At 67.1% G+C, this 10342-nt stretch carries 9 protein-coding genes and 1 pseudogene; 2 read left to right on the plus strand and 8 right to left on the minus strand.

Translation table 11 applies throughout. The features are described from left to right. Window positions 1-23 precede the first annotated feature (23 nt). A complete protein-coding gene (locus H0W40_RS03675; RefSeq protein ID WP_292443275.1) occupies window positions 24-1301 on the minus strand; it encodes an MFS transporter in 1278 nt (425 codons plus the stop codon). 55 nt (window positions 1302-1356) lie between these two features. Next, a complete protein-coding gene (locus H0W40_RS03680) occupies window positions 1357-2010 on the minus strand; it encodes a metalloregulator ArsR/SmtB family transcription factor (RefSeq protein ID WP_292443277.1) in 654 nt (217 codons plus the stop codon). A 45-nt stretch (window positions 2011-2055) separates the two neighbouring features. On the opposite strand from H0W40_RS03680, the pseudogene H0W40_RS03685 reads away from it, so the two are divergent. Continuing rightward, window positions 2056-2151: pseudogene (locus tag H0W40_RS03685) on the plus strand (IS3 family transposase); the annotation flags it as partial. 60 nt (window positions 2152-2211) lie between these two features. Here the strand turns inward: H0W40_RS03685 and H0W40_RS03690 are convergent. The 6 genes from H0W40_RS03690 to dctP form a co-directional block, all read right to left on the minus strand. Continuing rightward, window positions 2212-3066 (minus strand): oxaloacetate decarboxylase, encoded by an 855-nt coding sequence (locus tag H0W40_RS03690; RefSeq protein ID WP_292443279.1) that lies wholly within the window; start codon window positions 3064-3066, stop codon window positions 2212-2214. 68 nt (window positions 3067-3134) lie between these two features. After that, complete coding sequence (locus H0W40_RS03695) at window positions 3135-4832, minus strand: dihydroxy-acid dehydratase (RefSeq protein WP_292443281.1); 1698 nt, start codon at window positions 4830-4832, stop codon at window positions 3135-3137. 22 nt (window positions 4833-4854) lie between these two features. After that, window positions 4855-6177, minus strand: coding sequence for an FAD-dependent oxidoreductase (locus tag H0W40_RS03700; protein ID WP_292443283.1), 1323 nt, complete (start codon window positions 6175-6177; stop codon window positions 4855-4857). A gap of 40 nt (window positions 6178-6217) precedes the next feature. Then, window positions 6218-7540 carry a TRAP transporter large permease subunit gene (locus H0W40_RS03705; RefSeq protein ID WP_292443285.1) on the minus strand — a complete coding sequence of 441 codons (1323 nt, stop codon included), beginning with the start codon at window positions 7538-7540 and terminating at the stop codon, window positions 6218-6220. Next, window positions 7537-8055 (minus strand): TRAP transporter small permease subunit, encoded by a 519-nt coding sequence (locus tag H0W40_RS03710; protein WP_292443288.1) that lies wholly within the window; start codon window positions 8053-8055, stop codon window positions 7537-7539. The genes H0W40_RS03705 and H0W40_RS03710 overlap by 4 nt, the downstream gene beginning before the upstream one ends. 72 nt (window positions 8056-8127) lie before the next feature. Further along, window positions 8128-9201, minus strand: coding sequence for a TRAP transporter substrate-binding protein DctP (dctP, locus tag H0W40_RS03715; protein WP_292443291.1), 1074 nt, complete (start codon window positions 9199-9201; stop codon window positions 8128-8130). A gap of 211 nt (window positions 9202-9412) precedes the next feature. Between dctP and H0W40_RS03720 the strand changes: the two genes are divergently transcribed. Further along, a complete protein-coding gene (locus H0W40_RS03720; protein WP_292443293.1) occupies window positions 9413-10156 on the plus strand; it encodes a GntR family transcriptional regulator in 744 nt (247 codons plus the stop codon). The last annotated feature ends 186 nt before the right edge of the window (window positions 10157-10342 follow it).

The raw sequence follows: 10342 nt of genomic DNA on the forward strand, positions 1-10342 counted from the left end.
CGCGGGTGTCTCCTGAAGGGAAGTCAGGGCGCGGGGTTGAGGCGGGGATGGGTCTCCTCGCCCCAGCGGTAGAGGACAGCACCGGAGACCAGCATCGCGACGGCGACGAACCAGAAGGCGCTTTCGAGCCGGCCGCCCAGTGCGGCCGCAGCACCCAGGCCCAGGGCGCCAATGCCGTAGCCCAGGTCACGCCAGAACCTGTAGATGCCGATGGCTGAGGCGCGCCAGTTCGGGTGCGCGATGTCGGCGACTGCTGCACTCAGGTTTGGATAAAGCATCGCCATGCCGAGGCCCGTCACGGCCGCCGAGGCGCTCCACCACAGCGCGCCGCTGCCCAAGGGCATCAATGCCACGCCCGCGCCGCAAATCCACATGCCCCACGAGTTGAGCAAATGCCGCCCGACACGGTCGGAGAGCTTGCCGGTGATGAACTGCGCCGCGCCCCAGGTGAAGCCGTAAATGCCCACTATCCAGCCGATGCCGGGCAAGCCGACCCCCTGTTGGTGCAGGTACACCGGCCAGAAGACCCAGACCAGCGCGTCGACAAACTTTTCGACCAGCCCGGCCTGGCAGATGGCGGCCATACGCCGGTCGCGCCAGCTCATCAGCGCAAACATCTCGGCCGTCGAGGGTTGTGAGCCGACGGCCGTCGGGTACCTGGGCTTGAAGGCCTCAGCCGAGGGGTTGGCGTGCCGTTTCACCTCATCACGTGCCCAGGGCAGGGTTTCTGCGACGGTAAGCCAGGACAGCAGCGTAGCCAGACCGATGACGACGGCGCCGAACCACAGCAGGCCTTCACGCGGCCCCAGCATCGACGCCAGGTAGCCGGTGATGATGCCGGCGATGGCAACGCCGACATAGCCCGAGAACTCATTGAGCCCGATGACGAGGCCGCGTTGGTCGGCCCGGGTGAAGTCGAGCTTGGCCGTCTGCGTCATCGACCAGGTCAGGCCCTGGTTGATGCCCAGGAGGACCGTCGCCGCGACCACCCAGGACCAGCTGGGCGCGAAGTAGACCAGGGGCGGGATGGGTAGCGCGACCAGCCAGCCAAAGAGCAGCACTCGCTTGCGGCCGAGCTGCTCCGCCATGCGGCCTGCGACAAAGTTCATCGCACCCTTGACGAACCCGAAGGCCACGACGAACGCCACCAGCAGCATGAAGGAGCCGCGAGGCACGCCGAACTCCGTCTCAGCGAGCGCTGGGACGACGGTGCGCATCATCCCAATGGTCATGCCCACCAGCAGCACCTGCAGCAGTTGCTGCAGGAACTGAGCCAGGTTGGCGCGGATGCCGAAGTTCATTGCACGGTCAGGCGTGGGCCGCATCGGGACACAACGTTTTCATGGCAGCACCTCGTCACTCCTCGACCGGGAGACCCTTGGCGCGCCACTCTGCGACACCGTCGGTCAAGTGGAAGGCTTGGTAGCCCTTGTTCCGCAGAAGCTCGACGGCATCCTTGGCCATCAGGCAGAACGGGCCACGGCAGTACGCGACCACCGGCACGTCCTTCGGCAGTTCGGCCAGGCGCTTCTTGAGTTCGTCGACAGGAAGCGAACGCGCATGCGGCAGATGAGCGACGGAGAACTCGTCCTCGGGGCGCACGTCGAGAACGACGACCTCACCGGCTGCGGCTCGGCGCAGGATGTCAGCGCGGTCGACTCCCTTCAGCTCGTCTGCGTGCTCGACGATGGACGTGAGCGCCATCTGGAGCTCGACCAGACGTTCCTCAGCCTCCGAGCGCAGGTTCACCCAGAGGTCCGCCACGCTGGTGCTGGCTAGCTGATAGAGCACGTACCTGCCGTCCTTACGGGTGTTGACGAGGCGGGCCTGACGGAGCACCTTGAGGTGCGCGCTGGCGAGCTTTACGCTGATTTCGGCTTGTGCTGCCAGCGTCTCGACGGTCTTCTCGCCCTGGCACAGAAGCTCAATGAGCTCGAGTCGCTTCGGGCTGGCGACCGCCTTCCCGATGCGGGCGACTTGCTCGTACAACTGGTTCTTGAGTTCTCTCATGCTTAAATTCTAACGTATGTTGGAATGTTGGGGATTCGATTTAGCCGGCGCCGTTTCGGCTATCGGCGCATCCTCGATCTGCTGCGCCCCGAATTTCCGGGCCTCAACCACAAGCGGGTGTACCGGCTCTACGGCGCAGCCGATCTTCCTGGCGAGCGGGTCGGCCCCGGGCTCGCCGTGTGCTCAGGCGCTCGAGCCTGATCAGCCCCCGAACATCGCATTGATCTCCGCGAACGGCACCGCCTTCTGCGCGAAGGTGAACGTGCCCTGCTCTCGCACCTCGCGCGCCGCGCGCAGGAACTCGCCGTAAGCGGCACGCGCCAACGCCGAGCCGACGCTGATGCGCTTGACGCCTAGTTGCGCCAATTCGTCCACCGACAACGCTGCGCCCGCCAGCCCCATCAGCACGTTGACCGGACGCGGCGCCACCGCCTGGACCACCGCGGCGATGTCCTGTGGCGTCTTCAATCCCGGCGCATACAACACGTCCGCACCGGCCTCGGCATACGCCTGCAGACGGCGGATCGTGTCGGGCAGGTCGATGCGGCCGTGGATCAGGTTCTCGGCACGAGCGGTCAGCATGAAGGGAAAGCTCAGTGCATGCGCTGCCTTCACGGCCGCTTTTACACGCTCCACCGCTTGCTCGAAGGGGTAGATCGGCGCATCGCCTCGCCCGGTGGCGTCTTCGATCGATCCGCCGACCAGCCCCGCCTGCGCGGCCATGCGGATGGTCTTGGCACAGCTCGCGGGGTCATCGCCGAAGCCGTTCTCCAGATCAGCAGAAACCGGCAGCCCGGTGGCTCCGACGATCGCCCGCACGTTCTCCAGAGTTTCGTCGCGGCTCACCGCGCCTTCCGAATCGGGTTTGCCGATCGAGAACGCATAGCCCGCGCTGGTCGTCGCCAGCGCCTCGAAACCCATGCCCGCGAGTAGCTTGGCCGAGCCGGCGTCCCAGGGATTGGGGATGACGAAAGCGCCGGGTCGATCGTGAAGCGCGTGAAACTGCCGGGCGCGTTCGGCCTGCCCTGCGGCATCGGAAAACCGGATGGTTCGCATGTTCATCTCCTGAGCTTGTCGTGCCTCGCTCTCGCCAACGATCCACCGCCCGCGCGGGCGGGTCGCCGTCAGCGCGGCGGGGTCGAGGGTTCCGGCCGAATGCCGAGCACCGCACCTTTGGACAGCGGCTGAACCAGTTGACCGTACAGGTGCAGCCAGCCGAACGGGCCCTTGGGTTGCGGCGGCGTGAAGCCTTCGAGGCGGCGCGCGATCTCGGCGGCATCGACCTTCAGTTCGATGCGGCGGGCGGTGAGATCGATCTCGATCACGTCGCCGTCGCGCACCGCCGCCAGCGGGCCGCCCTCGGCCGCCTCGGGCATCACCTGGCCGATTGTGATGCCGCTGTTCAGGCCCGACAACTCGCCGTCGGTGACGACGGCCACGTCGCTGCCGAGGCCAGCGCCGACGAGCGCGGCCATGAAGCTGGCGGCGAACACCGTCCCCGGCCCACCCTTCGGGCCCAGCATGCGCAGCACCACGACCTGCCCCGCCTTCACCGCGCGGCTCTCCAATCCTTCGATCGCGAGCGCCTCGTCCTCGAACACCTTGGCCGCGCCGGTGAAGCGGCGGATGTGCTGCGGCACCGCGGCCAGCTTGACCAGCGCGCCGTCGGGCGCCAGCGAGCCGCGGATGATCATCAGCCCCGGCTCGTGCGCGAAGGGTTTGTCGAGCGGGCGAATGATGTTCTCGTCGATCTCGCCGGCCTGGGCGAGCACCTCGCCGACGCTGCAGCCCGAGACTGTCTGCGCGCCGCCATCGATCAGTCCGCGGAGTTGCACCATCACGGCGCGGCAACCGCCGGCCGCCTCGAACTCCTCGATGCGGTGCGGGCCGTTCGGGCGAATGCGCGTGAGCAGCGGCACCTGGTCGGCCGCGCGCTCGAACTCGCCGATCACATCGACCTCGCATTCAGCCTCGATGGCAATGGCGATCAGATGGCGCATCACGTTGACCGAACAGCCCGTGGCGACCGCGAAGCGCACGGCGTTGCGAAACGCACTCGGCGTGAGCACGCTGCGTGGCCGCAGATCCTCCAGCACCATCTCGACGATGCGCGCCCCGGCCTGCTCGGCCAGCGCGTGCAGCCTGGGCCCATCGGCGCGGATGGGCGCGTTGCCCGGCAGCGCCATGCCCAGCGCCTCGGCCAGGCAGTGCATCGAGTTCGCCGTCGCCAGCCCGGCGCACACGCCCGGGCCGTCGATGGCCACGCGGCACATGCTCTCCAGCCCCTCGATCGACATCTGCCCGGCCTTCACGGTGCCGACGGCCTTGTAGACCTCCTCGATATCGACGTGGTGCTCGCCGCACTGGCGGCCGAGCTGGTAGCCGCAGGCCAGCACGAGGCTCGGCACGTCCAGCCGCCCGGCGGCCATCAGGTGAGCGGGCGTCGTCTTGTCGCAGCTCGACAGCAGCAGCATGCCGTCGAGCTCGGCGCCCTCGATCTGCACTTCGATGTCGTTGACGATGAGGTCGCGGGTGGGCATCAGGTAGCGGCCCTGCCGGCCGGCGCTGGTGACGAAGTCGGAGGGCGCCGCGGTACGCACCTCGAAAGGCAGTCCGCCGGCGGCGCGGATTGCGTCACTCACGCGCCGTGCGATGCCGTCGAGGTGCTGGAAGCACACCGATAGCTGGCTGGAGGTGTTGACGATGGCGATCTTCGGCTTTTCGAAGTCCGCCTCGGCAATGCCCATCGCGCTCCACTGCGCGTGGCGCACCGCCCAGCGGGTCGAACCGCGCTCGAAGTTGCTTCTCAAAGGTCGCGCCATGGTCGTCGTTCTTTATGGTTGATCAGCCGTCGAGCCGGGCGCCCTGCCGGTTGAGCAGGTCGCGCACGGCGGCGCCGGGAATCGCACGCGGCTCCACGCGCTCGCGCAGCGCGACCGTGGCCGCCACGCCCAGCGCGTGCCCATACGAGAAGCACTGCGCCGTCACCCGGGCCGAAGCCACCGCCTCGTGCTCGGCCGACAAACAGCGCCCGCCGAACAGCAGGCCCTCGCCACGCTCGGGCACGAAGCAGCCGTAGGGAATCTCGTAGTAGTCGTTGAGCAGCCACGACACGCGCGGCTTCGCGCCGGCATGCAGCTCGATCGGCCAGGGCGAACGCGCCACGCCGTCGGTGAACTTCGAGCCGCGCACCACGTCCTCGTTGCGCAGCAGCGCCGTGCCGCGCGCCTGGCGCGTCTGGCGCACGCCCACCTGCACGGCGGTGTCGTTGAGCCAGCTCGCCTCGCAGCCGGCAAGCTTGTCCTTGAAGAAGCGGGCGTACTCGCGCGCCTGTTTGCGGCCCTGGATCTCCGCCTCGGTGAAGTCGTCGGCATTGATGCAGTTGAGCTCGCGCCCGTCGGCGCCGCGCACGCGCGTGCAGTTGCACAGCAGCTCGCCAGGCCGAGTGGTCTCGAACAGCCAGATCTTCGTGCGCGGCAGTGCGTAGCCGGACTCGGCGGCGCTGGCGATCATCTCCGACACCTCGGGCGGCAAGATGGTGTCGGCACCGTAGGCGGCCTTGAAGCGCTGCGTGTCCACGCCCTGCAGCCGGAAGATCATGGTCGGGTTCTGCACCACGCCGTCTGCGCCGCAGTACGTCTGCAGGCCAGCCATGGCAACAACATCGGCATCGCCGCTGGCGTCGATGGTGAGGCCGGCGCGCACGTCGAGCAGGCCGCCCTTGGTCCAGATCGTCGCACCGTCGATGCGGTCACCGTTGCGGTGCACGCCGATGGCCAGCGAGTGGTAGCTGATGCGCACGCCCGCATCCATGAGCAGCGCATCGGCCGAGTCGCGCCAGGCCAGCGGTTCGTGCACGCGCGTCCACGTCTTGCCGTAGAGCATGGGTGCGCTCAGGCCGCCGCGTTGCTCCATCGCCTTGATGAAGTCATCGACGAAGCCGAAGACGATCTTCTTCGGCTCGCGCGGCGTTTCCTCGGCTTCGTAGAGGCCGCAGACCGTGCCCGACAGCCCGGCCACCGCGCCGCCGCCGCAAAAGCCGTAGCGCTCGACCACCAAGGTCTTCAGCCCGGCACGCGCTGCCGTCGTGGCCGCGGCCACACCGGTCGCACCACCACCGACGACGAGCACGTCCACGCCGACGCGTTGGCTCGGTCTTGCATCCATGTCTGTCTCCTTGCGCGATGCTCGTTGCAGCGCGATGCCGCTAGCGCAGCCCCATGGCCACGCTCGGCAACCAGGTCACGAGTTGGGGCCACATGAGCACGCTGGCGAGCGTGACGACCTGCAGGCCGATGAAGGGGACCATGCCGCGGTACATGTCGCGCATCGTGATCTCGGGCGGCGCCACGGCGCGCAGGTAGAAGATCGCCGGCGCCATGGGCGGCGTGAGGTAGCCAGTCTGCAACATGATCAGGAACAGGATGCAGAACCACACCGGATCGAACCCGGCGACGGTGACCAGCGGCACGAAGATCGGCAGGAAGATCAGCACGACCGAGATCCAGTCGAGGAAGAAGCCGGCGAGAAACAGGATGAACAGCATCAGGCTCAGGAGCGCCCAGGGCGAGAGATCGAATTCGCTGATCATCGAGCTGGCCAGATTGATGCCGCCGCCGCCGATGAACACGCCCGTGAACAAGGTGCCGGCCAGCAGCACGAACATGATCATCGCGGTGACGCGCACGGTCTTGAGCAGCGAGTCGTACAGGCTTCTCCAGGAAAAACGGCCGTACAGCGCGGTCAGTCCGACCGAGAACACGGCACCGATGGCCGCCGCCTCGGTCGGCGAGGCGAAGCCGGCCAAGATGGAGCCCAGCACCGCGACGATCATTGCCAGCGGCGGAATCAGGTTGCGCGTGGTGATGCCGAGCTTTTGCGCGAAGCTCGGCTCGTCCGGCTCGGGCGGAATCCGCGGGCCCGCGTCCGGCTTCACGATGCACAGCACGAGGATGTAGGCGAGGTACAGGCCGGCCATGAGAAAGCCGGGCAGCACCATGCCGTACATCAGGTCGCCCACCGACAGGTTGGCCAGCGGCCCCATCACCACGACGACAACCGAAGGCGGGATGATCGTGCCGAGCGAGCCGCCGGCGCAGATGGTGCCGCTGATCAGGGCCTTGTTGTAGCCGTAGCGCAGCATGATCGGGATGGTGAGCAGGCCGACCACCGATTCGGTGGCGCCGATCACGCCGCTCGACGCCGCGAAGACGATGCACATCAGCACCGTCGCGATTGCCAGGCCGCCGGGCAGCCGGCGCGTCCAGATATGGATGGCCTCGAACAGTCGGTCCGCGATGCCCGACTTCTCGAGCATCGCCCCCATGAACACGAACAGCGGCACCGCCGCCAGCACGAAGTTCGACGAAAGGTCGTCGATCTTCTCGATGAACTGGTGAATGACGTTGGGGCCGAAGGTGATCAGCCCGAAGCCGGCGGCGGTAAGCATCATCGCGAAGCCGACCTGCACGCCCAGGAACATGAGCGCGAAAGCCGCCGGCAGCATGAAGAAAGGCAGGTACTCGGTCATGTGGGCCGTGCTTCGGTGTTGTTGCTGTCATTCGGGGCCCACAGCGCTTTCAGCAACTCGCACAGGACCTGCAAGGCGAGGATCGCGAAGGCGACGACGAACACCACGCGAAACGGCCACACCGGCAGGTTCAGCGCCGATTGCCCCGAGGTCTCGCCCCGTTCGTAGCCGGCCATCAGGTACTGGAAGAGCTCGAAGCACAGCCATACCAGCAGCGGCAGCACCACGGCATAGACCACGCCGTCGATGCGGCGCCGCGTGCGCGGCGACATGTGCGCGCTGAGCACGTCGATGCGAATGTGCTCGCCCTGGCGAAGCGTGTAGGCCAGGCCGAGCAGGAAATGCGAGCCGGTCAGCAGGTAGCCGATCTCGTAGGCCCAGATGGTGGGTGCGTTCATCGCGTAGCGCGAGACGACTTCCCAGGTGGTGGCGAGCACCAGGGGCACGAGCAGCAGCGCGGCGAAGACGCCGACCGCCACCACCACGCGCTCCAGCAAGACGATGAGGCGATTCAAGCGCTTCTCCGTTGATCAAAACACGGCGCGCATCCGCCGGTGTGCGGCGAATGCGCGCCTGCGTGCGGCGGATCAGGTGGGCTTGACCTTCACGTTGCGCCAGTCGTCGGCGTTCTTCCAGGCGGCGGTGAACTCCAACTGGCTCTTGTGCACGGGAGCGAACCACTTGCGGTTGCCGTCCTTGGCCGTCTTGTCGGCCCAGTCGAGGCCGACCTGGTGGGCGGCGAACTGCACCTCGTCGTCGAGCTGCTCCAGCACCACGCCCTGCTTCTTGTAGAAGTCGAAGGCCTTGGCGTCCTCCACGCCGATGCGCAACCAGCTCTCCAGTGTGACCATCTTGGCGACCAGCTCGACCAGCTTGCGGTCGTTCTCGGGCATCTTGGCCCAGACGTCCTTGTTGACGACCAGCTCGAACGGCGCGCACGGCTGGTGCACCCCCGGATAGCTGAGGTACTTGGCGACCTTGTAGAAGCCCGGCGCAATGTTCTCCCACGGCGTGCCCCACTCCACGGCGTCGATCGCACCGCGCTCGAGCATCGGGAAGATGTCGCCGCCGGCCGTGGTGACCGGTGCGGCGCCGAGCTCCTTGGACATCTCGAGCCAGGCCCCGGCGGTGCGCAGCTTCAGGCCCTTGAGGTCGGCCAGGCTCTTGACCGACTTGCGCGAATGCAGGAAGACCTCGGACGTGCGGATGAACAGCGGCATGGAGATCACGTCGTCGGTCTCCTCGCGGAACTTGCGCTGCATGTCCACACCGCCGCCTTCGTACAGCCAGTGCAGCATGCGCTCGGCGCCGAAGCTGCCGGCATAGCCGCCGAACAGCACCGTGGTCACGTCCTTGCCCCAGTCGTAGCCCATCCAGGTGTGGCCGCATTCGGCCAGGCCGTTCTTCACCGTCTCGGGCACCTTCAGCGCATTGCCGAGGCCGCCGCCGGGGAAGGTCTGGATCTTGAAACGCCCGCCCGAGAAGAACTCCATGCGCTCGGCGAAGGCCTTGGCGCCGATGTCCATCAGCGGCCCGCCGGCCCAGCCGGTGGCCATCTTCCAGTTGTAGGTCTGGCCCCCGCCCTTCTGGGCGAGCGCGCTCGCCGCGGCGAACACGCCGGCGCCGCCAAGAGTGGCGTGTACAAAGTTGCGACGTTTCATGCTTGTCTCCGTTGGTTGGGGGATCGAAGGCCTCTGGGGCTCTACACGGGGGAATCTACATACACCTGATGTATTAGTTAAATTTAAGCAGTCCGTTCAAGCAAGTCAACACGGGTTTTCCGCAAACATGCGCCTCATATATTAGTCGTGTACGATCGTTGGAAGCCTATGTACAGGCGCGCGCCAACGAATCTGCGGAAAACGGGACTGCATGAAGAAGACTGCCGCGAACGGGACAGCAAGACCGGCACCGACCGACCTGCGGGGCGGCCTTGCGCTGCCGGGCGCCGCCTTGAATGCCGCGCCGGTCAGGCGGCGCAGCCTGACGGCCATCGCCTACGAACTCATCGAAGAGATGATCGTCAAGCTGGAGCTGCATCCCGGAGCGGCGATTTCCGAGGCCGAGCTTTCTGCGCGGCTGCAGATCGGCCGCACCCCGGTGCGCGAGGCACTGCACCGGCTGGCGCGCGAGCACCTGGTGTCGATCCTGCCGCAGCGCGGCGTGCTGGTCTCGGAGATCGACATCAAGCGCCAGCTCCGCCTGCTGGAAACGCGGCGCGAGGTGGAGCGCCTGGTCGCGCGATGCGCCGCCCGGCGCGCCAGCGAGGCCGAGCGACTGCGCTTCGAAGAGCTGGCCGACGAGTTCGACGCGGCCAGCGCGCTCGACGACGAGATGCGCTTCATGCGTGCAGACAAGGAATTCAACGACCTCTCGCTCAAGGCCTCGCGCAACGAGTTCGCAGCCGGGGCGATGGGGCTGATGCACGGCCTCTCACGTCGCTTCTGGTACCTGCATTACCGCCAGGCCGCCGACACGCCGCTGATGGCCCGGCTGCACGGCGAACTCGCCCGCGCCATCTCGCGGCGCGACGAAGCCCAGGCCGCGAAGGCGCTGGAGTCGCTGATCGACCACAACGAAGCCTTCACCAAGACGACCGTCAGCACGGACTTCTAGTACGAAGTTGCGTTCGATCGTTCGAGCACTGCGCGTCTGGTGCGGGCCCGTTGCGGGCCTTCTGCGATGTGCGTTGCTGCTTTTGTTGGTGGTGTGCGGGCAAAGCCGTGGGCGGGTGCCCGGCGGGGCTTCGGTGCGGCGGTCGCCGCTGCGCGGCCACGAGCCCTGCGCTGCTCGCCGCCGCAC

This window comes from Methylibium sp. (genome assembly GCF_013817345.1).
Taxonomy (GTDB): Bacteria; Pseudomonadota; Gammaproteobacteria; order Burkholderiales; family Burkholderiaceae_C; genus Methylibium.